Annotated in this window: 13 protein-coding genes and 5 pseudogenes; 3 read left to right on the top strand and 15 right to left on the bottom strand. The window is 34.2% G+C overall.

Translation table 11 applies throughout. The features are described from left to right. Position 1: 1 nt before the first annotated feature. The 7 genes and pseudogenes from AC0L5U_RS18970 to AC0L5U_RS19000 all read right to left on the bottom strand — a co-directional run bounded on the left by AC0L5U_RS18970 (position 2) and on the right by AC0L5U_RS19000 (position 8,239). On the bottom strand, positions 2–448 hold the full coding sequence (locus AC0L5U_RS18970; RefSeq protein WP_473417996.1) for a FixH family protein: 447 nt from the start codon (positions 446–448) through the stop codon (positions 2–4). Between the two features lie 146 nt (positions 449–594). Continuing rightward, positions 595–2,018: pseudogene (gene ccoG, locus AC0L5U_RS18975) on the bottom strand (cytochrome c oxidase accessory protein CcoG). Between the two features lie 115 nt (positions 2,019–2,133). Continuing rightward, positions 2,134–3,062: pseudogene (locus tag AC0L5U_RS18980) on the bottom strand (cbb3-type cytochrome c oxidase N-terminal domain-containing protein). Then, positions 3,059–3,244, bottom strand: coding sequence for a CcoQ/FixQ family Cbb3-type cytochrome c oxidase assembly chaperone (locus AC0L5U_RS18985; RefSeq protein WP_109351233.1), 186 nt, complete (start codon positions 3,242–3,244; stop codon positions 3,059–3,061). The pseudogene AC0L5U_RS18980 and the gene AC0L5U_RS18985 overlap by 4 nt, the downstream one beginning before the upstream one ends. A 20-nt stretch (positions 3,245–3,264) precedes the next feature. Further along, positions 3,265–5,460 carry a cytochrome-c oxidase, cbb3-type subunit I gene (gene ccoN / locus AC0L5U_RS18990; protein ID WP_473417997.1) on the bottom strand — a complete coding sequence of 732 codons (2,196 nt, stop codon included), beginning with the start codon at positions 5,458–5,460 and terminating at the stop codon, positions 3,265–3,267. Between the two features lie 11 nt (positions 5,461–5,471). Beyond that, complete coding sequence (ccoS, locus tag AC0L5U_RS18995; RefSeq protein WP_473417998.1) at positions 5,472–5,657, bottom strand: cbb3-type cytochrome oxidase assembly protein CcoS; 186 nt, start codon at positions 5,655–5,657, stop codon at positions 5,472–5,474. Between the two features lie 206 nt (positions 5,658–5,863). After that, positions 5,864–8,239, bottom strand: coding sequence for a heavy metal translocating P-type ATPase (locus AC0L5U_RS19000; protein WP_473417999.1), 2,376 nt, complete (start codon positions 8,237–8,239; stop codon positions 5,864–5,866). A 113-nt stretch (positions 8,240–8,352) separates the two neighbouring features. On the opposite strand from AC0L5U_RS19000, the gene AC0L5U_RS19005 reads away from it, so the two are divergent. The 3 genes and pseudogenes from AC0L5U_RS19005 to AC0L5U_RS19015 all read left to right on the top strand — a co-directional run bounded on the left by AC0L5U_RS19005 (position 8,353) and on the right by AC0L5U_RS19015 (position 11,715). Then, positions 8,353–9,030 (top strand): Crp/Fnr family transcriptional regulator, encoded by a 678-nt coding sequence (locus tag AC0L5U_RS19005; protein ID WP_473418000.1) that lies wholly within the window; start codon positions 8,353–8,355, stop codon positions 9,028–9,030. An 89-nt stretch (positions 9,031–9,119) separates the two neighbouring features. Then, positions 9,120–10,247: a vWA domain-containing protein gene (locus AC0L5U_RS19010; RefSeq protein WP_473418001.1), complete on the top strand. Its 1,128-nt coding sequence runs from the start codon at positions 9,120–9,122 to the stop codon at positions 10,245–10,247. Positions 10,248–10,249: 2 nt separating this feature from the next. Further along, positions 10,250–11,715 (top strand): annotated as a pseudogene (locus AC0L5U_RS19015) (MoxR family ATPase). 2 nt (positions 11,716–11,717) lie between these two features. Here the strand turns inward: AC0L5U_RS19015 and AC0L5U_RS19020 are convergent. The 8 genes and pseudogenes from AC0L5U_RS19020 to AC0L5U_RS19055 form a co-directional block, all read right to left on the bottom strand. After that, positions 11,718–12,206 carry a YdeI/OmpD-associated family protein gene (locus AC0L5U_RS19020; protein ID WP_473418002.1) on the bottom strand — a complete coding sequence of 163 codons (489 nt, stop codon included), beginning with the start codon at positions 12,204–12,206 and terminating at the stop codon, positions 11,718–11,720. Positions 12,207–12,210: 4 nt separating this feature from the next. Beyond that, a complete protein-coding gene (locus AC0L5U_RS19025) occupies positions 12,211–12,786 on the bottom strand; it encodes a YdeI/OmpD-associated family protein (RefSeq protein WP_473418003.1) in 576 nt (191 codons plus the stop codon). 3 nt (positions 12,787–12,789) lie between these two features. Beyond that, positions 12,790–14,430, bottom strand: a complete 1,641-nt coding sequence (locus AC0L5U_RS19030) for a M1 family metallopeptidase (RefSeq protein WP_473418004.1) — start codon at positions 14,428–14,430, stop codon at positions 12,790–12,792. A 32-nt stretch (positions 14,431–14,462) separates the two neighbouring features. Further along, a complete protein-coding gene (locus AC0L5U_RS19035) occupies positions 14,463–15,794 on the bottom strand; it encodes a M28 family peptidase (protein ID WP_473418005.1) in 1,332 nt (443 codons plus the stop codon). Position 15,795: 1 nt separating this feature from the next. Then, positions 15,796–16,278, bottom strand: a complete 483-nt coding sequence (locus AC0L5U_RS19040) for a DUF6265 family protein (RefSeq protein ID WP_473418006.1) — start codon at positions 16,276–16,278, stop codon at positions 15,796–15,798. A gap of 195 nt (positions 16,279–16,473) precedes the next feature. Then, positions 16,474–18,284 (bottom strand): annotated as a pseudogene (locus AC0L5U_RS19045) (acyl-CoA dehydrogenase family protein). Positions 18,285–18,299: 15 nt separating this feature from the next. Continuing rightward, on the bottom strand, positions 18,300–19,493 hold the full coding sequence (locus AC0L5U_RS19050; protein WP_473418007.1) for an acetyl-CoA C-acyltransferase: 1,194 nt from the start codon (positions 19,491–19,493) through the stop codon (positions 18,300–18,302). A gap of 4 nt (positions 19,494–19,497) precedes the next feature. Further along, a pseudogene (locus AC0L5U_RS19055) lies at positions 19,498–21,904 on the bottom strand (3-hydroxyacyl-CoA dehydrogenase/enoyl-CoA hydratase family protein).

Here is a 21,904-nt window from a genome sequence, read left to right on the forward strand (position 1 = left end):
GTTAATAGACTATAGATTCTTTAAATAAATAAGATTTTCCCTTATATTGCCAATCCACTTTAATGTTCCAACGACCATCTACCAAACGTTTGTCAGGTATGAGCAAATAAGAATTAGACAAAGAGATAGCAGTCTCAAAGTCTAGTTGTTTGTTAGATGGTCTATATAGGAACATATTCCCTGTAATCTCTTTATAATCAATTTTTTTCGGGAATTTTATAAGCAATCCCTCAGCTGTTTTCTCGTAGCTTAAATTCGCCTCTAAAGTGTTCGCATTTTCAAGCTTGTTTATATCGTTTTGGTATTGCAATTCATCAGCATAATAATCCTCGCTAACCAAGTCGTGGTCGTACTTATTATCCACATTCATGGTTATAATAAAGTACATAATAAAGGAAATAAATCCAATAAACGCTAATACAATTCCGGTACCCCAATTAAATTTCATAATTTCTATTTTTTTTATGGCATTACCCTGTCGGGTCGGGCTTTCCACTATATCTTTTTCTCGTGCCTCAAAAAAGGATGCCGTTTCAATCCCTAATGCACTTATCCGCCAAAGTCACTTCCAACTTCTGTCTTCTAGCTTCCAACTTACTTATAACTCCTAGGCCCTAAAAAATTAGCCGTAGTCGTTTCAATGAGTTTTTCGCCTTTATAAACACCAATTTTAATTTTATTTCTATCTCCAGACAATGCCGAATTATTAATCTCGATAAACAAAGTCCCTTCTGCTATCCCTTGACTAGGAACAATAAAATCTTCACTAGTCGATACCAATTTCAATTCGCCTTTATGAGACATCAATTTAAAACTCACATCTTCAATATCTGATGAGGTTTTATTTACCAATTTATAAGTAAACACATTACTGATAATATTGCCATCTTTATGCTCATACAATTGCCCAGGTAATCTTAATACATTGGCTTCCACATCATTTCTTAAAAACAACATTCCAATTAACAACCCAATCATTATAGAAAGAACAGCAATGTAACCTTTAATTCTTGGTGTAAGTTTGAACTTTGTTTTCTTCTCAATTTCTTCCTCACTAGCATAACGAATCAACCCTTTTGGTAAGTTGATACTTTCCATAATATGGTCGCACTCATCAATACAAGCTGTACAGTTTACACATTCTAATTGTGTACCGTTTCTAATATCAATTCCCGTTGGGCAAACATGCACACATTGTAAACAATCAATGCAATCTCCATGACCTAAAGCCTCACGGTCTTCATTTTTTCTAAATTTCTTTCTCCCACTTTCGCCTTCTCCTCGTTTATGGTCGTAAGCCACAACAATAGATTTGGTGTCTAGTAAAACCCCTTGCAACCTTCCGTAGGGGCAAGCAATAATACAAACCTGTTCTCTAAACCATGCAAACACAAAATAAAACACCGCCGTAAAAATCAGCAGCGAAATTAAAGTACTTAAATTGTTTAATGGGCCTTCAGTTATATGTTCAATAAGCTTATCACTACCAATTAAGTATGCCAAAAACACATTTGCAATAATGAAAGAGATAAGCGCAAATATGATAAATTTAAGCCCTTTTTTCTTATTTTTTCAGCATCCCATTTTTGTCTATCAAGTTTCCGTTGTTTATTTCTATCGCCTTCAATCCAATATTCAATTCTACGGAAAACCATTTCCATAAAAATGGTTTGTGGGCAAATCCATCCACAAAATATTCTACCAAAAACTACTGTAAATAGTGTGATAAAAACCACACCAATCAACATGGAAATCACAAACAAATGAAAATCTTGTGGCCAAAATGGAAATCCGAAAATATTAAAACGACGCTCTATTACATTGAACATCAAAAACTGATTGCCATTAATTTTTATGAAAGGCGACAATAGTAAAATAGCTAGTAAAAAGTAGCTTACATACTTTCTGTATTCATAAAATTTCCCACTAGGTTTTTTAGGGAATACCCAAGCACGCTTACCATCTTCTGTAACCGTACCAATAGAATCTCTAAAATTTTCGTTATCTGGGGTTTCCACAGCTTTTTCTTTTGTCTCTATCCTGCAAGGTTTCCTATAACCTTTTAAGTATTACTTTGCTATTTTTTAAAGACCTACAAGGTTTTTGAAACCTCGCAGGTCAATAAGTGTTAGCTTAGTTTGATATGGTTTGTGTTGAATCTATAACAGTTTCAGCAGGTGTTTCAGCATTTTTATCTACCCAAATATCGCCTTCAGCAGCTTTTGGGTTTGCTGGTGTTGTACCTTGAAATGTTAATACATAACTTGCTACCTGAGCCATTTCTAAAGGTTTTAATTGCGCTTTCCACGCAATCATTCCTTTTCCTGAACGTCCACCTTCAGATACGGTTCTAAATACGTTTTTAATACCACCACCAAGTATCCAATGTTCATCAGTTAAATTTGGTCCAATACCACCGCCACCATCAGCCATATGGCAAGCCACACAGTTGGTTTGGAAAATAGTTTTACCAGCACTTAAATCTGATGCATCCGTAAGTTGTGTAACGGTATTGATATCCACTAGGTTTTTAGCTGTTTTTTTATAAGCTTCAATAGCAACTCTAGCTTCAGCCAATTCAGTTTCTAATTCATCAATTTGATTGTCGCCATCAAAAATGTGATATTTCACTAGATAAACCGCCGCAAAAATGATGGAAGCATAAAAACCATATAGCCACCAAGGCGGTAAGTTGTTGTCTAATTCTTTTATACCATCATAATTATGGTCCAAAATAATTTCGCCTTCTTCTTCAATAGGTTTCTGTCCTAGAAGTTTATTGTAAGTTTCTTTTAACCAAGTAAATTTAAACGACTTTTCTTTTTCAGCTAAAAAACGGGCTTTCGCTTCTTCATCGAGTTTATGAAGCATTACGTTTTCTAAAGCACCAACAATGGCTTCTATAGCTATGAGAATTAAAAGCACTAACAGTAAAAAAGTAATACTGCTGGGTATTCTATAAATGCAGGTTTCTCTCCAGAATCTACAAAGAATTCTACGGCTCCGAAAATGATAAAAAATACTACTGGAACACGAATCCAAGATGGAACTAAATTTCTCATAATATATCGTCGTTTTGGTTGTCTAATGGAAGGTTACTCACTCTTTTTATATAATCTTTTTTAGCGGTAGCTACCCACCAAAATAAGGCTACAAAAAAGATGAAAAATATAAGTAAGGAGATAATCGGGTATATTTCAATCCCTGTGATACTCTCCATATGATTTTTTACAAATTTTAACATGATTTCAAATATTTTTAGGGTTATTGCTGTTGCTCAGATTTTACATGAATATCCGTTCCTAATCGCTGTAAATAAGCAATAAGAGCCACAATTTCTCTGTTTTTCATCTCTATAAAATCTTCGCCATTATCAGCAGCATATTTCTTATCAGCCTCGTAGTTTTTGGCAAAATCAGGGTCGCTGTATAAGTTTTGTTCAATTTGAGCCCCTTGTTCTAACATGTTCTGTTGTGCATTGGCAATGTCTTCATCTGTATATGGTACACCTAAAGTAACCATAGCTTCCATTTTTGTTTCAGTCATCGATTTATCTAACTCACTACTGCTACCAGTAATCAGCCAGGGATAACGTGGCATTATAGAACCCGATGAAGTACTCTGCGGATCGTACATGTGATTAAAGTGCCAGTTATCAGAATACTTAGCGCCAACACGGTGTAAATCTGGTCCGGTACGTTTACTACCCCAAAGGAATGGATGATCGTAAACAAACTCTCCAGCTTTTGAGTATTCACCATAGCGTTCAACTTCACTTCTAAACGGACGAATCATTTGCGAGTGACAACCCACACAACCTTCACGGATGTAAATATCTCGACCTTCTAATTCTAACGGCGAATACGGTTTTACACTAGCAATTGTTGGGATATTCGATTTTACCATTATAGTCGGCACAATCTGAATAATACCCCCAATTAAAATAGCTACAGTAGCTAATAATGTTAATTGAATTGGACGTCTTTCTAACCAAGTATGCCATCCTTCGCTTGCAGTACGTTTTTTAGTCACACGTTCTAAAGCAGGTGCTTCAGCTAATTCATCCTGTACACTACTTCCGCTTCTCACGGTAGCAATCACGTTATAAACCAGTATAAACATACCAACAATGTATAGTGTACCACCAATGGCACGCATCCAATACATAGGCATAATTTCAGTAACCGTTTCTAAAAAGTTACCGTAAACTAATGTTCCGTCTGGGTTAAATTGCTTCCACATACTTGCTTGCGTAAAGCCAGCAACGTACATAGGTAAAGCGTATATGATAATACCTAAAGTTCCTAACCAAAAGTGTAAATTGGCTAAACCTAAAGAGTATAATTTCGTTTTAAATAATCTCGGGATTAAGTAATAAATAATACCAAATGCCATAAAACCATTCCAAGCTAATGCCCCAACGTGTACGTGTGCAATAATCCAATCGGTAAAGTGAGCAATAGCATTTACGTTTTTAAGCGAAAGCATTGGGCCTTCAAAAGTTGCCATACCATAACCGGTAATAGCCACCACCATAAATTTTAAAACAGGGTCGGTTCTTACTTTATCCCAAGCACCACGCAAGGTTAAAAGTCCGTTTATCATACCACCCCAAGATGGCATTAATAACATCACAGAAAATGCAACACCTAAATTTTGTGCCCATTCAGGTAAAGCCGTGTATAGTAAGTGGTGTGGTCCCGCCCAGATATAAATAAAAATTAAAGACCAAAAGTGAACAATAGATAATCTATAAGAATACACAGGTCTGTTGGCTGCTTTAGGCACAAAATAATACATCAAACCTAAAAACGGCGTTGTTAAAAAGAAAGCCACCGCATTATGCCCGTACCACCATTGTACCAAGGCATCTTGTACACCAGCGTAAACCGAATAACTTTTCATTCCGCTTACAGGTAACTCTAAACTATTAAAAATATGAAGCACCGCAACCGTAATAAACGTAGCTAAGTAAAACCAAACCGCAACATATAAATGACGTTGGCGACGCTTTAAAATCGTCCAAATCATATTCACACCAAAAACCACCCAAATCAATGCAATCGCAATATCAATAGGCCATTCCAATTCGGCATATTCTTTAGATGTAGTGTAACCCAACGGCAACGAAATTGCAGCAGCAACAATAATTAACTGCCAACCCCAAAAGTTAATATTACTCAAAAGGTCGCTCGCCATACGCGTTTTCAATAAACGCTGTAACGAGTAATAAATCCCTGCAAACATCGCATTTCCCACAAAAGCAAAAATCACGGCGTTAGTGTGTAAAGGTCTTAACCTTCCAAAACTAAGCCACGAAATCCCATCGGTAAGGTTCGGGAATAAAAACATAAAAGCAAGTAGCAAACCTACTGCCATACCTACAACCCCAAAAACAATGGTGGCGTAGAGGAACTTGGTAACGATTTTGTTATCGTAATGAAACTGTTGCATTTCCATATCTAAAAAAATTATTCTTCTTTGGTTAGTATCGTTTTTTCTGGTTTATCCTTAATCAATTCGTCTTCAAAAAGCATGCGTACAGACGGTGTGTAACTATCGTCAAACTGCCCACGTTTTACCGCAACAATAAAGGCCACAAAAAAGCCAATAGCCACTACAATGCTTATAGTCAATAAAATATATATAACACTCATACCTACTTGAAGTTATGGTTCAAAAGTACTTTCATAGTTCTTTTTAAAAGATGACATTTGTCATGTTCTATCGTTTATTTTCATTTTTTTTGGCGTTACCACAAGGGTCGGGCTATTCGCTACAAGTCCTCGCACTTCCTTCGTCAGGCTGTGGGCTACCCGCTGCTATCCCTAACGCACTTATCCGCTAAAATCTGTCCCAATTCCTATTTCAATTTTCGTCCTAAAACATTCGTGCAAACAGTAGTGAATACCACAATACTAATCGAACTTAAAGGCATTAAAATAGCAGCAATCACAGGTGCTAATTGTCCTGTAACCGCAAAATAAAGTCCGATACAGTTGTAAATAAGAGACAGTAAAAAACTCCATTTAATAATTTTTATCGCCTGTTTTGAAGCCTTAATAAAATGATATAGTTGATTAAATTTTGTAGCATCCAAAATAGCATCGCAAGCTGGCGAAAACACATTCACATTCTCCGAAATAGCAATTCCAACATTACTCTGTGCCAAAGCACCAGCATCGTTCAAACCATCTCCAATCATCAACACTTTAGCACCCGAATTTTGATGGTGTTTTATATATTCCAATTTATCTTCAGGCTTCTGATTAAAAAATAATTTCGTTTTAGCAGGAAGCAGTTTTGTTAAGTTTTCTTTTTCTCCAGCATTATCGCCAGAAAGAATCACTAAATCATACTCCTTTTTCAGTTTATTAAATAACTTAGATAATCCTTTTCTATACTTATTATAAAACGTAAAGGATCCTTTGTATTTGTTATTGGTACTCACATGTACCGCCGTATTTAACGTAGCTGCTTCAGAAGCAAAACCCACAAAAGGTGCAGAACCAATTTTTATAGAATCTTGATTGTGTTTCGCTTCAATACCTTTACCAATATGTTCTTCATAGGTATCTAAAGTCACAATGTTATTTTCATTCAAAAGAGAATATAAAGACCTACTTAACGGATGATTAGAATTTCGGAGCGTACTTTTTAAAAGCGCTTCTTCATCTTCTGAAAGTTCCAATCCATCATAAGTAATAGATGTTTCTTTATTAGCTGTAATTGTTCCTGTTTTATCAAAAATAATGGTGTCAATAGCCGCTAATTGTTCAATAACTGAAGCGTTTTTTGCGTAAAATTTCAACTTTCCAAAAATGCGCAATAAGTTACCAAACGTAAAAGGTGCTGCCAATGCAATAGCGCATGGGCAAGCAATTATTAATACAGATGTAAATACATTTAATGCTTTAGAAGAATCTGAAAATAGCCAATAGCTTGTGGCTATTATAGCAATACTCAAAACAGCAATGGTAAAACGCTTACTAATGGCATTAGTTAAAGTTGTAAAACCATCCTCTTTATTTTTACTAAACACATCGTTACTCCAAAGTTGGGTCAAGTAACTTTGCTCTACGGTTTTTAAAGCATCAACCTCTATACTGCCATTCAACTGTTTTCCTCCAGCAAATAATTTATCGCCAGATTGTTTTGAAACCGCCTCAGATTCTCCAGTTACAAAACTATAATCAATCCGTGCATTCCCTTTAATCAAAATACAATCTACAGGAATCAACTCTTCATTTCTAATTAAAAGTCTGTCGCCTTTTTCAATATCATAAACTTGAATTGAGGTTTCAGAATTATCAGATAAAATTTTAGTAATTCCAATCGGGAAATAGGATTTATAATCGCGCTCAAAAGATAAAAATGTATAGGTTTTCTGCTGAAAAAACTTCCCGAGTAATAAAAAGAAAATGAGACCAGATAAACTATCAAAAAAACCTGTGCCAATATCTAAAACAATTTCGGCAGTACTTCTTATAAATAAAACTGCTGCACCCAAAGCAATAGGCACATCAATATTTAAAATTTTAGAGCGTATTCCTTTATAAGCTGAAATGAAATAATCTTGCGCCGAGTAAAAAACTACAGGTAATGAAAAGGCAAACATCAGCCATCTAAAAACGGGTGCGTATTTTTCAATCCAAAACCCACTCACTTGAAAATACTCAGGAAATGATAAAAACATAATATTTCCAAAAGCAAAACCAGCAACACCAAGTTTATAAATTAGTGAGCGGTCAACATTCTTTTTTCCAACGCTATAATCATCTAAACTAATAAAAGGTTCATAGCCAATACTGCTTAGAAGTTTTACCAAATCTTTCAAAGAAAAATGTTCCGTATGATAATTTACCCGAACTGTTTTTTTGCCAAAATTCACAATTGATGAACTTACCGAAGGATGTAGTTTATTCAAATTCTCAAGAATCCAAATACAAGAACTACAATGAATATGTGGAATGTAAAGTGTTACAATCTGCGTTTTTTCATCATTAAATTCCAGTAAACTTTCAACAATTTTAGGGTTGTCTAAAAAGTTGTACTTGCCTTCAATCTCTTTTGGCGTAGCACCAGGTGCGTTTTGTAAATCGTAGTAACAGGTTAAATCGTTTGCAGAAAATATTTCGTATACAGTTTTACAACCGTTACAACAAAACGATTTATCATCGTAGATTATTTCGGTAGACGATGAATCTAACCCACAATGGAAACATGTTTTATGTCCCATAATTATTTTATTTGCTCTTTTATACCTGATACAAAAATCTAAAATGAAGTGAGTTTAAAATATGATATCTGTCATGTTTTATTTATTTTTACGGTACAAACAAATTATTCATTATGGGTAAGTGCGAACAATGCATTATAAAGCAGTTCAATTCACTTAAATCTCTGACTAAGGATGAGTTAGTAAGAATATCTTCTTGCAAAACATCAAAAACGATTAAAAAAGGAGAAGTGATTTTTGAAGAAGGAGAGGTTCTAAATGGCGTTTATTGCGTTAAAGATGGTATATGTAAATTATCCAAACTTAGTGAAAACGGTAAAGATCAAATTGTAAAAATGGTTGTAAAAGGTCAGTTACTTGGTCAGCGTTCTTTAATAAGTGAAGAAAGTTCGAATTTACAAGCCGTTGCTTTGAATGATATGGAAGTTTGTTTTATTCCTAAAAGTGAGATTATAGCCGATTTACAGAAAAATCCAAAATTCTCTTTTGATGTCTTACAAGATATGGCTCATGATTTAAAAGAAGCCGACGATATTATAGTAAATATGGCTCAAAAATCGGTAAGGCAGCGTTTAGCAGAAGCATTAATTTATATTCATGAAAGTTTCGGTATAAACCCAGATGGAACCTTAAGTGTACTGTTGTCTCGAGAAGATTATGCTAATATTGTTGGTACTGCTACAGAATCTGCCATACGTGTACTTTCTCAATTTAAAAAAGAAGGCTTAATCTCTACAATAGGTAAATATATAAAGATTGAAAACTTAAACGGTTTAAAGCGCGTTGAATAACGCGCTATTAAAAATTCTTGTTAAAGTATAGATAAATCTGATTATCAAGATTGTCGTTTTCTATAAAAATATAGTATTTTTATAGTGCTATGCAAAATGACAAAACTCTAAGAAAAGGCTTCGTTTTTAAAAAATATGAAGCGCCTTTCAAATCCCCCTTTGATAAATTATTTGAAGTTTTTAAGGAATTAATTACACACACATCTGGAGATTTTGATGAAGCCATAGATTGGTTACGTGAGTTGGATAAAGAATATAAATTAACAACTCCCGAATATTCTATAGAAGATTTTATTGAAGACCTTAAAAAGAAAGGTTATTTGCGTGAAGAAATTGATCCAGATGGAAACGGCACTTTAGAAATTACAGCAAAAACCGAACGTGCTATTCGTCAACAAGCGCTGGATCAGATTTTTGGAAAAATAAAACGTAGCGGACAAGGAAATCACAAAAGTAAAAGCCCAGGTATTGGCGATGAACATACAGGGGATTTTAGAAGTTACCAGTTTGGAGATGCTCTAGATAAAGTATCGATGACAGAAAGTTTGAAAAATGCTCAAATCAACCATGGAATTTCTGATTTTACACTTTCGGAAGATGATTTGGTGGTAGAAGAAGCATTACATAAATCTCAAATGAGTACGGTGTTGATGATTGATATTAGTCACAGTATGATTCTTTATGGGGAAGATAGAATTACACCTGCCAAAAAAGTAGCTATGGCGCTTGCTGAATTAATTACAACTCGATACCCAAAAGACACTTTAGATATTTTAGTTTTTGGTAATGATGCTTGGCAAATAGAAATAAAAGATTTACCATACTTAAAAGTAGGCCCTTATCATACAAATACAGTAGCAGGTTTACAATTAGCTATGGATTTGCTTAGAAGAAAGCGTAATACGAATAAGCAAATTTTTATGATTACCGATGGTAAACCAAGTTGTTTGCGTTTACCAGATGGAGAATATTATAAGAATAGTAACGGTTTGGATACACATATTGTAAATAAGTGTTACATGATGGCGCAACAAGCTAGAAAATTACATATTCCTATAACAACTTTTATGATTGCCCAAGATAGTTATTTGATGCAATTTGTTAGAGAGTTTACCTATGCAAATCAAGGTAAGGCATTTTATACTGGACTTAAAGGTTTGGGAGAAATGATTTTTGAAGATTACGAAACAAACAGGAAAAAAAGAATTAGAGGCTAAACATGAAAATAGAAAACATAAAAACATTAGGCGAATTAAAAAAAGCAGGTTATCAATCCAAATCTATAAAAGATGAGTTGAGAGATAACTTGATTAAAAAAATAAAAAAGGAGATACTACTTTTGAAGGGGTACACGGTTATGAAAATACTGTAATTCCTGAATTAGAACGCGCTATATTGTCTAGGCACAATATAAATTTGTTAGGATTACGTGGGCAAGCAAAAACAAGATTAGCGCGTTTAATGTTGAATTTGTTGGATGAAAATATTCCTGTTGTTGAGGGCTCTGAAATTAATGATGATCCTTTACAACCCATTTCACGATATGCTGTAGAATTGATAAAAGAAAAAGGAGATAAAACACCAATTTCTTGGTTGCATAGAAGGGAGCGGTTTGCTGAAAAACTAGCTACTCCTGATGTAACAGTAGCTGATATTATTGGAGATGTAGATCCTATAAAAGCAGCAAATTTAAAATTGAGTTATGCAGATGATCGCGTGATTCACTATGGGATGATTCCAAGAGCAAATCGATGCATTTTTGTCATTAATGAATTACCAGATTTACAAGCAAGAATACAAGTAGCGCTTTTTAATATTTTACAAGAAGGCGATATTCAAATAAGAGGTTTTAAGTTGAGATTACCACTTGACATCCAGTTTTTGTTTACGGCAAATCCTGAGGATTATACAAACAGAGGAAGTATAGTAACACCTCTTAAAGATAGAATTGGGTCGCAAATATTAACACATTACCCAACAGATATTGAAACAGCAAGACAGATTACTGAGCAAGAGGCTAAAGTAGTTGAAAGCCAAAAAGCATCAGTTATCGTTCCTGATTTAGCTAGAGATTTATTAGAACAAATTGTGTTTGAAGCAAGAGAAAGCGAATTTATTGATGCTAAAAGTGGTGTAAGTGCCCGTTTGAGTATTACAGCTCTTGAAAACTTGTTAAGTACAGCTGAGCGACGTGCATTAATCAATGGCGACGGACAAACCACTTTAAGGCTATCTGATTTTGTTGGTATTATTCCAGCTATTACAGGAAAAGTGGAGTTGGTTTATGAAGGCGAACAAGAAGGAGCAGCTGTTGTAGCATATAATTTAATAGGGGAAGCTGTTAAATCATTATTTGTTGAGTTTTTTCCAAAAATTGAAAACTTAAAAAAGCAAGATGATGAAGGTCCTTATGACGATATTATATCTTGGTTTTTCAATCAAAAAGATGGATTCGAGTTGTTAGATGATTTACGAGATAAGGAATACAAAAATATGTTAAATGCTATAACGCCATTAGATGATTTATTAGGTGTGTATCAACCTAATTTATCAAAACAAGACAGTTATTTTGTCAAAGAATTTGTTTTGTGGGCCTTAGTAGAATACAAACAATTAAGTAAGCATAGATTTACCGAAGGTATTCAATTTAAAGATCCTTATGGAAGTTTTATAAGTGGTATATAAATTTATTGTGCCTTTAAGATAGTCATTGGGTCTGTAAATCCTCGTTTCAAATTTTCGCACAGAATTAAAGATTTGTCAATTTTTGTTTGACTGTTTTTATACCTTGAAATGGCATAAATAATACCTCTTTTTCTGCCAGGAGTTAAGGATTCAAAAATTTTAAAAGCATCGTAATCACTTAAAAATACAGCATCTAATTCTTCGGGCATTTCTACACCATACTTGGAGGTGTCCTTAAATAATTGCATCTTAAAATAATCATTCTGAAAAACACCTAACTCTTTTTGGTAGCGCTTTCCAAACATCATGCTATATTCATCTGTATTTTTATTCAATTTAACAGCAGCGTAAAATTCAATAGTTTTATCATTATGAAATGCTTTTACTTTCACTCTTTTTTGTTTCGTTTCAATAAAAGGTTTGTAAACTGCTTCTGGAATAGTAATATGGAATTGGTCTAATAAACCTACTTCAAATTTTTTGCTTTTCATAGTGTTACCAATTATCTCTACTTTTAATATTACTAGTGCATAATTCAATAATTTGAGTGATGCGCTTTTTTCTGGTTTCTTCTCTTTTGGCACTATGTAACCAGGATAAATAATTTTTCCTGTAACCTTTAGCAAAATTTTGATAGTTTTCAAAAGCCCTTTCATTAGCATTAAAAGCCTTTTGTAAATCATTTGGAATAATCCCGTTTTCAACATCGTCCATGGCTATCCAAGTACCAGTTTCTTTGGCTAAATCAATCATTTTGTAACCAGATTCATGAATTAACCCTGAACGCTCTAATGTTTCAACATACTTTTTGTTTAACGCACTCCAAGTACTTTTTGGGTTTCTTGGGCAGAAATATTGGCGACGTTTACCATTGCCTAAACTCTTTACAGTAGAATCTATCCAACCAAAACAAATGGCAACTTTAACAGCTTCCTCCCAGCGCATAGTAGGAATACTGAGTTCTAACTTATAAAAAATGAGATAAACACCTTTGGTGGTATTATGATTATTTAATAACCAATCATACCAATCTGTATCTCGTTCAAAATAAAGTTCTGGTAAATCTTTCAAAACTTATCCTTTTTTAGACTCAACATAAAAATCTGGATCAATCTCAAAAGTATCTATTTTAGAGGTCATCTCATCTTTTTTCCATTCAGCTTTTGGAAATAGCCATTTTTCTTCGTCGTTAATTTTTACTTGAATAGGCATATCAAAACCTTCAATAATATTAGTCCAACGGTATTTTAAAGTTTTCTTTTTAATTTCATATTCTAGCTTTGGGACTTTAGTGGTTCTTAAATATTGATTGAAAAATTCGGTTAAATCATAACCCGTTTCTCGAGAAATAAAATTTTCAATTTGTTGTGTCGTTACTGTTTGATGATAAAATTCAACATTCATTTTGCGCAATATTTTTCGCCATTTTTCATCATCTTCAATGAGTTGTCTCAAAGTATGGAGCATGTTTGCACCTTTATAATACATATCTCCTGAACCCTCTTTGTTTACATTGTAATACCCAATTAATGGTCTGTCGTTTTGAATGTTTTTACGGGTTCCTATAACATATTCCGCCGCAGCTTCTTTTCCAAAATGATAATCCAAATATAAGCTCTCAGAGTAAGCTGTAAATCCTTCATGGATCCACATATCAGCAGCATCTTTATTAGTAATATTATTAGCAAACCATTCATGTCCGGCTTCATGGATGATAATGAAATCAAATTTCAACCCCCAACCAGTTCCAGATAAATCGTTGCCTAAATACCCGTTTTGATAGCCATTACCATAGGTTACAGAACTTTGGTGCTCCATACCTAAATAAGGGACTTCAACTAATTTAAAACTATCAGCATAGAAAGGGTATTGACCAAACCAATGTTCAAACGCTTTCATCATTAGAGGCGCTTGTTTAAATTGTTCTTTCGCTTTTTCAAGATTATAACTCAATACGTAATAATCCATATCTAGATTACCTGCCATACCATCATATACTTCTGAAAAATTCACATAATCTCCAATATTGATATTTACACCATAATTATTAATGGGGTTTTTCACTACCCATCGGTATGTTTTTGTATCTCCAATTTGCTCTACGCTTCGCAATCTTCCATTAGAAACATTAATTAATTTTGAGGGCACATTGACACTTATTTGCATACTATCTACCTCATCATACATATGATCTTTACATGGCCACCAAACACTAGCGCCTAAGCCTTGACAAGATGATGCTATAAAATGATTGCCATTTTTATCTTTTTTCCATGAAATGCCTCCTTCCCAAGGTGCTCTTACGGCTTCTTTTGGGTGGCCTTCATAATAAACAGTTAAATTATTTATAGCATCGATTTTTTGATTCTCTAATAACGATATGAAATGAGCGTTTCCATCATGCCTAATTTTTAATTCCTCCCCATTTTGAATCACTTTTAGTAGTTTCATAGGCGATTGTAAATCAATTTGCATAATAGAATCACTTTCTAAAACTTTATATTGTATTGTGTTTTTTCCAGAAATGAATTTATTGTCAGGATCTACTTTTATGTCTAAGTGATAATAGGTTAAATCCCACCATTCGCGTTCTGGAGTAATACTTCCACGAAGTGTGTCTTGTCTTGTGAAATTTGATTTTTCAGAGAGTAACCCTTGAGAAAAGGTTTGAATTGTTAGGAAAAAATCAGAATTGATATTATTTTTTAAAGACATCCATTTTTTAATTTTTGCATTGAATAATTAATTTAGCGCATGATTTTATTTGGGAATACAACAGTACTTTCAAATCCATTTTCTCCAACTGAAGAAATTCCAAAGAAGAAGTTATCAATAACAATACCATCTAAAGTAAATTCCGAAATATCACCTACATACCTACTGTTATCCCAAGTAGGAGAAGTGGTCTCTCTCCAATAGATTTTATAGCCTTTAGCACCGTTAACTTTTTGCCATTTAAATTTTGCTGAGGCTTCAACAACACCACCTATAGCAACCTCTTTTGGAGCTGGTGGCGCCCAAACTAAACTAGCCAAATTAATAGCGTTTACTGCTGTTAGTTTTTTTGCATACTCAAAATTAACATGGGCAATCACATCTCCGTATTTAATGCCATTTTCTTCACGAATATCTTGATGTTGTTGCGTGTAATTTTCATGGGCTTCCATAATACGAATACCAGCAAAACCTAAATCGTTGAAAGGACGATGATGTCCGCCACGACCAAATCTATCTAATCTGTAAACCATCATAGGGTTCATTTCAGGCATATAGGTTTTTACGTTTTTATGAACATAACGTGCTAATTGTCTTGAGATACCATCAACTTCGCCACCATAAAAACGACGTAATCTTCTTTGTTGTTCAGTTTCAGTAGGTGGGACAGGTTCAGAAAAAATTCTAAAAGTTCGGTTATCTATGACGCCATCGACCCCTTTGATGTTTCCTATCATATCGTTATTTAAAACCCCAATAATATCCCAATCGTTATCTTTTGCGAATTTTGCTAATCCAGCACCACCAAATAAGCCTTGTTCTTCACCAGACAAGCCCACATACACAATACTACTTTCAAATTTATATTTTGAAAGCACTCGAGCAGCTTCAATAGTTCCTGCCATTCCAGAAGCATTATCGTTTGCTCCAGGAGCATCTGTAGTGAAATCCATAGTATCACTAGCTCTGGAGTCAATATCGCCACTCATAATAATATATCGATTTGGATATGTTGTACCTTTTTGAATAGCTACCACGTTAACCACCCAAGCATCATGTGGTACTCGGTTATTTCCTTCTTTAGTAACAAAATCTTTTTGGTAAAAGACATCGATACAATTATTGCAATTTTTAGAAATAATTGAAAATTCATTTTTTATCCAGCGTCTTGCAGCACCAATGCCTCTGGTTTTAGATATGGTATCACTAAATGTGTTTCTAGTACCAAAATCTACTAAGGTTTGAACATCATTTTTTATATGTTCAGAAGAAACAGCATCAATGATTTCATATATTTGCTGATTAGTCTGTGCATTTATTATATTAGAAAGTATAAACACAAAAGAAAATAAGAACAACTTCATATTACTTGGTATAATTAAATTTAACGACTTCAATAGAACCATCTTTTTGTTTGATGTCTACAGAAATATTCATTTCATTATCACTAATTTTTTCAAAGGACATGCCCTCAAACACTACTTTATTAGTAGTAATTTTTTTCAATGGAAAATCAATAGTTTCATCTTTAGTTTCCCAACCTTTTAAATCATTGTTGAAGTGTTTTAACTGAAGTATCAAGGTGTTTTTAACCTCTCTAATAATCTCAATTTCATAAAAAGAAACTTTTCCATTATTTATTAATTTAAAAGTAGCCATCATCGATCCACCAGATGGTTTACTCCAATTTTCTTCGGTTAATCCACCAAAAGCCTTGCCTTTCCAGTTGCCCGAAATCCAAGCAATATTTTCTAATTTGGGTTCAAGGGTTTTTTCTAATTGAGCCTCAGATGTTAAACTAAAAAGTAGCGTAATAATTAATATTACAAGTGTGTTAAACTTTTTCATAATCTTAAATTTAGCGTTGTATATAATTAAGACGTTAGCTACGTTTAAAAATAGGACAAAATCTCCAATTTATTTGAATTTAATTTGCTACAAATAGAACTAATACAATATAGAAAATAAAAAAACGTCTCATAACTGAATTTGAGACGCCTTTTACTTTTGAATTAGTCACACGAAATTTGTTTGAGTTTATACTCAAAAACAATATTTATTTTCCTTTATCACTTTTTCAGCAATGATATGTCTTAGTTCAATAATATTCGGCATATTTACATATTTAATGTAACGTTTAAGCCCCATAAGCATCATGCGTTGTTCATCACCTGTTGAGAATGAAATAATTGAGTGTTTTCCCGCAGTTTCAATAACATCAATAGCATGGAATAAGTTTAATTTCGCCATTGCTATTTGTTCTTTAACATTATCTTCGCCTTCTTTCTTAGCCATTTTTTCAGCACGTAAAATTGCTGATTCAGCTAAATAAATCTGTATTAAAATATCAGAGGCAGCCAACATTAATTGTTGTTGCTTATCAATTTCTTCTCCGTATTTTTGAAGTGTAGCACCAGCAACCATTAAGAACAATTTCTTAAGATTTTTGATGATGTTTTTTTCTTCAGAAAATAATTCTGAAAAATCTTGAACGTCAAACGAAGGAATGCCCATTAACTCCTCTTTTACGGCCATTGCGGGTTCTAAAACATTAACATGGCCTTTCATTGCTTTTTTAATTAGCATACCAATACTCAACATTCTGTTGATTTCGTTGGTACCCTCATAAATTCTAGAAATACGAGCATCTCTCCAAGCAGATTCAATAGGTGTTTCCTCTGAAAAGCCCATACCACCAAAAATCTGAATGCCTTCATCTGTACAATTTTGTACAAACTCAGAGACTGCCACCTTAAGAATAGAACATTCAATAGCATATTCTTCTACACCTTTTAGTTCAGCTTCTTGATGTGTGTCTTTTCCGTTATTTTTTCTCAGTTCAATTCTATCTTCAATGTTTTTTGAAGCTCTGTAAGTTGCAGCTTCTCCAACCCAGCAATTTGTAGCCATTTCAGCAATTTTTTGACGAATAGCCCCAAAACTAGAAATAGGTGTTTTGAATTGAATACGTTCGTTAGCGTATTTTACTGATTCAGTAATCGTTCTTCTTTGAGCATCTAAACAAGCTGCAGCTAATTTGATTCGCCCAACATTAAGCGCGTTCATTGCAATTTTAAACCCGTTACCTCTTGTAGATAACATGTTTTCAATCGGAACAACAGTATCATTGAAAAACACTTGTCTTGTAGAAGATGCGCGAATACCTAATTTGTGTTCTTCTTCTCCCATGGTAACACCATTTGGATTTTCAGGATCGTACTCAACAATAAAGCCAGTAATGTTTTTGTCGTCTTCTATGCGTGCAAAAACAATCATAATGGTACAGAATCCAGCATTGGAAATCCACATTTTTTGTCCTGTAATCTTATACGTTTTTCCATCTTCAGAAAGCACGGCTTTAGTTTTTCCAGAGTTGGCATCACTACCCGCACTAGGTTCAGTTAAGCAATAAGATCCAAACCATTCGCCAGAGGCTAATTTAGGGACATACTTTTGTTTTTGTGCTTCGTTGCCATAAAGCGTAATTGGCATGGTGCCAATACCTGTATGTGCCCCAAAAGCAGTACTAAATGAGCCTGTAGCTCCTGAGATATAATCACACACCAAACAGGTGTCTACAAAGCCCATGCCCATACCACCATATTCTTCGGGAACGGAGATACTTAAAAACCGAGTTCGCCTGCTTGGCGCATGCAAGATTCTGTTAATGCATAATCTTTTTTCTCGAATTGCGCTTTTTTAGACCAAACTTCTCGATCTACAAATTCAGTAACAGCTTCTTTCATCATCAGTTGATCTTCATTAAAATCTTCTGGTGTAAAAATGTCTTCACAACTTGTCTCTTTTACTAAAAATTGACCGCCTCTTAAAATGTTATCTTCTGTAGCTTTCATAGCTTATATATTCTATTAATTTAAAAATTCAAAAATTCCACAAGCACCTTGTCCAGTACCAACACACATGGTTACTGCTCCATGTTTTCCTTTCATATTACGTTTACGCATTTCATCAAATAATTGGACTGATAGTTTTGCTCCAGTACACCCTAACGGATGGCCTAAAGCTATAGCACCACCATTTACATTTATAATATCTGGATTTAAATTTAACTCTCTAATAACTGCCAAGGATTGAGAAGCAAAAGCCTCATTTAGTTCAATTAACTCTAAATCCTCTTGTTTTAATCCTGCTTGTTTTAATGCTTTAGGAATTGCCTTTACAGGACCTATTCCCATAATACGTGGCTCAACACCAGCAGCAGCATAATTTACCATTCTAGCAACTGGTTCAAGATTTAATTCTTTAACCATATCTTCACTCATAACCATAACGAATGCAGCACCATCACTCATTTGAGACGAATTACCAGCAGTAACACTTCCTCCAGCAGCAAATACTGGTCTTAACTTTGCAAGGATTTCTTTTTTAGTTCCAGCTCGCGGGCCTTCGTCTTTCGTTACTGTATAAGATTTTGTTGTTTTTTTTCCGTTAGCATCAATATAAGTTTGTTCAACTTCTATCGGTACAATTTGATCTTGAAAACGATTTTCAGCTTGAGCTTTCAGAGCTTTCATATGTGAATTAAAAGCGAATTCATCTTGATCTTCACGAGACACTTTAAACTGATTGGCCACAGCTTCAGCAGTATTTCCCATACCCCAGTAATAATCTTCATGACCAGCTTTTACAATCGCATCGTAATTTAATTCTGGTTTAAAACCTGTCATTGGTACGCTGCTCATGCTTTCTGCACCTCCAGCTATGATACAATCTGCCATCCCAGCTTGAATTTTTGCAGTAGCCATCCCAATAGTTTCTACTCCAGAGGAGCAAAAACGGTTAACAGTCACACCAGGAACATCTATAACTTCTAATCCCATTAAAGAGATTAAACGTGCCATGTTTAAACCTTGAGAGCCTTCTGGCATTGCGTTGCCCACAATAACATCATCAATTCGTTTTGGGTCTAAACTTGGTAGCTCCTTCATCATATATTTGATGGTCTCTGCAGCCAATTCATCCGTTCTTTTAAAACGGAAAACGCCCTTTGGTGCTTTACCAACAGCGGTTCTATATGCTTTAACTATATATGCTTGTTTCATTGTCTTAATTTCTTAACGGTTTTCCTTTCGTTAACATATGTTGAATTCTTTCCAAAGTTTTGCGTTCAGTACAAAGTGAAAGGAAAGCTTCACGTTCTAGATCTAATAAGTATTGTTCACTTACTAAAGTTGGTTCAGATAAATCTCCACCAGCCATTACATACGCTAGTTTATTAGCAATTTTCTTATCGTGTGCACTAATATAATGGCTTGCTTCCATAGAGTCTGTTCCCACTAAAAACATACTTAGTGCTTGTTTACCAAGTACTTTTACGTCTTTTCGTTTTACTGGTTGTGTATAACCCATGTTTGCCATAAGTTTAGCATGTTCTTTAGCTACAGCAATTTGGCGGTCTTTGTTAACCACAACTATATCTTTTCCTTTTTGAAGAATTCCTAAATCGAAAGCTTCATAAGCAGAAGTAGATACTTTTGCCATACCAACAGTTAAGAAATATTCTTGTAATGTATTTAATTGAACATCTCCTTTTTTAAATGTGTCTGATGCACGTAAAGCCATTTCTTTTGAGCCAGCACCTCCTGGGATTACTCCAACACCGAATTCTACTAAACCAATATATGTTTCGGCAGCAGCTACAACTTTATCGGCGTGCATGGATAATTCACATGCGCCACCAAGTGACATGCCGTGGGGTGCTGAGATAGTTGGAATTGATGAATAACGCATACGCATCATAGTATCTTGAAAGTACTTTATTGCTGCATTTAATTCTTCATATTCCTGTTCTACAGCCATCATGAAAATCATTCCAATATTAGCGCCAACTGAGAAATTTGCACCTTGATTTCCAATGACCAATCCCTCGAAGTCCTTTTCTGCGATATCTACTGCTTTGTTTAATCCTGCTAAAACATCTCCACCAATGGTATTCATTTTAGATTGAAATTCACAATTCAAAATACCATCTCCTAAATCTTCAACTACAACACCTGAATTTTTAAATACTTCGTTAGATGTTCTGATATTATCTAATATGATAAATGCATCTTGACCAGGAATTTTTTGTTGAGATTTTGAAGGAATATCATAAAAGTTTGTAGCTCCATTTTTAACTGTATAGAATGATTTGTTTTCTGACGCCAACATATCATTTACCCAAGTAGCAGGTGCTAAACCTTCTGCCTTAATTAATTCTATTCCTTTTTCAACACCAATAGCATCCCAAACTTGAAAAGGACCATGTTCCCATCCAAATCCAGCTTTCATAGCATCATCTATTTTATAGATTTCATCTGAAATCTCAGGAATTCGGTGTGTTACATAAGCAAATAATTGAGCAAACGTTTTACGGTAGAATTCTCCAGCTTTGTCTTTTCCTGAAACTAAAATTTTAAAACGATCAATAACTTTATCAACCGATTTGGTTAATTCCAGAGTGGCAAATTTTGCTTTTTTAGCTGAGCGGTATTCTAGAGTGTTTAAATCTAGAGATAAAATTTGTTTTTTGCCTTCAGCAGAAACTTCTTTTTTATAAAAACCTTGTCCTGTTTTACTTCCTAGCCATTTATTATCAACCATTGTGCTGATAAAACCGGGTAACTTGAATAATTCTAAACGTTCATCATCTTTACAATTATCTGCAATTCCGTTTGCTACATGAACAAGGGTATCTAAACCAACAACATCAACAGTTCTAAAGGTTGCTGATTTTGGTCTGCCTATTACAGGACCAGTTAGTTTATCAACTTCTTCAATGGTTAAATCCATCTCTTTAACAGCATGGAATAAACTCATGATGCTAAAAATTCCAATACGGTTTCCTATAAATGCAGGAGTATCTTTGGCAACAACAGAAGTTTTACCTAAGTATTGCTCTCCATAACCATTTAGAAATTCTAAAACAGAAGTATCTGTTTTTGGACCTGGAATAATTTCGAATAATTTTAAATATCTAGGAGGGTTAAAAAGTGAGTTCCACAAAATGCTTTTGAAAATCTTCACTTCTACCTTCACTCATAAATTGAATAGGAATACCAGATGTGTTACTGGTTATTAATGTTCCAGGAGTTCTGTGTTTTTCTAGATTTTCAAAAACTTTTTTCTTGATATCTAATCTTTCAACTACAACTTCTATAATCCAATCAACAGCTGCAACTTTTGAAATATCATCTTCAAGGTTTCCAGTAGTAATCCTATTGGCAAATTTTTGATGATAAATAGGAGAGGGCTTTGATTTTAGAGAAGCAGTTAAAGCATCGTTAACTAAACGATTTCTTACAGCCTTATCTTCTAAAGTTAATCCTTTTGCCTCTTCTTTAGCATTAAGCTCTCTTGGAATGATGTCTAAAAGCAGGACTTCTAGACCAATATTCGCAAAATGACAAGCGATTCCACTTCCCATAATGCCCGAACCAATAACAGCTACTTTTTTAATTATTCGTTTACCCAT

The sequence above is a fragment of the Jejuia sp. G7-7 genome (assembly GCF_055808955.1).

What these genes read in the sequence shown, in the direction of transcription:
- AC0L5U_RS19010 (WP_473418001.1), top strand. Translation starts at nt 9,120, where the DNA reads ATGCAAAATGACAAAACTCTAAGAAAAGGCTTCGTTTTTAAAAAATAT.
- AC0L5U_RS18985 (WP_109351233.1), bottom strand. Translation starts at nt 3,244, where the DNA reads ATGTTAAAATTTGTAAAAAATCATATGGAGAGTATCACAGGGATTGAA.
- AC0L5U_RS19020 (WP_473418002.1), bottom strand. Translation starts at nt 12,206, where the DNA reads ATGAAAAGCAAAAAATTTGAAGTAGGTTTATTAGACCAATTCCATATT.
- AC0L5U_RS19000 (WP_473417999.1), bottom strand. Translation starts at nt 8,239, where the DNA reads ATGGGACATAAAACATGTTTCCATTGTGGGTTAGATTCATCGTCTACC.
- AC0L5U_RS19005 (WP_473418000.1), top strand. Translation starts at nt 8,353, where the DNA reads ATGGGTAAGTGCGAACAATGCATTATAAAGCAGTTCAATTCACTTAAA.
- AC0L5U_RS18970 (WP_473417996.1), bottom strand. Translation starts at nt 448, where the DNA reads ATGAAATTTAATTGGGGTACCGGAATTGTATTAGCGTTTATTGGATTT.
- ccoN (WP_473417997.1), bottom strand. Translation starts at nt 5,460, where the DNA reads ATGGAAATGCAACAGTTTCATTACGATAACAAAATCGTTACCAAGTTC.
- AC0L5U_RS19040 (WP_473418006.1), bottom strand. Translation starts at nt 16,278, where the DNA reads ATGAAAAAGTTTAACACACTTGTAATATTAATTATTACGCTACTTTTT.
- AC0L5U_RS19050 (WP_473418007.1), bottom strand. Translation starts at nt 19,493, where the DNA reads ATGAAACAAGCATATATAGTTAAAGCATATAGAACCGCTGTTGGTAAA.
- AC0L5U_RS19035 (WP_473418005.1), bottom strand. Translation starts at nt 15,794, where the DNA reads ATGAAGTTGTTCTTATTTTCTTTTGTGTTTATACTTTCTAATATAATA.
- AC0L5U_RS19030 (WP_473418004.1), bottom strand. Translation starts at nt 14,430, where the DNA reads ATGTCTTTAAAAAATAATATCAATTCTGATTTTTTCCTAACAATTCAA.
- ccoS (WP_473417998.1), bottom strand. Translation starts at nt 5,657, where the DNA reads ATGAGTGTTATATATATTTTATTGACTATAAGCATTGTAGTGGCTATT.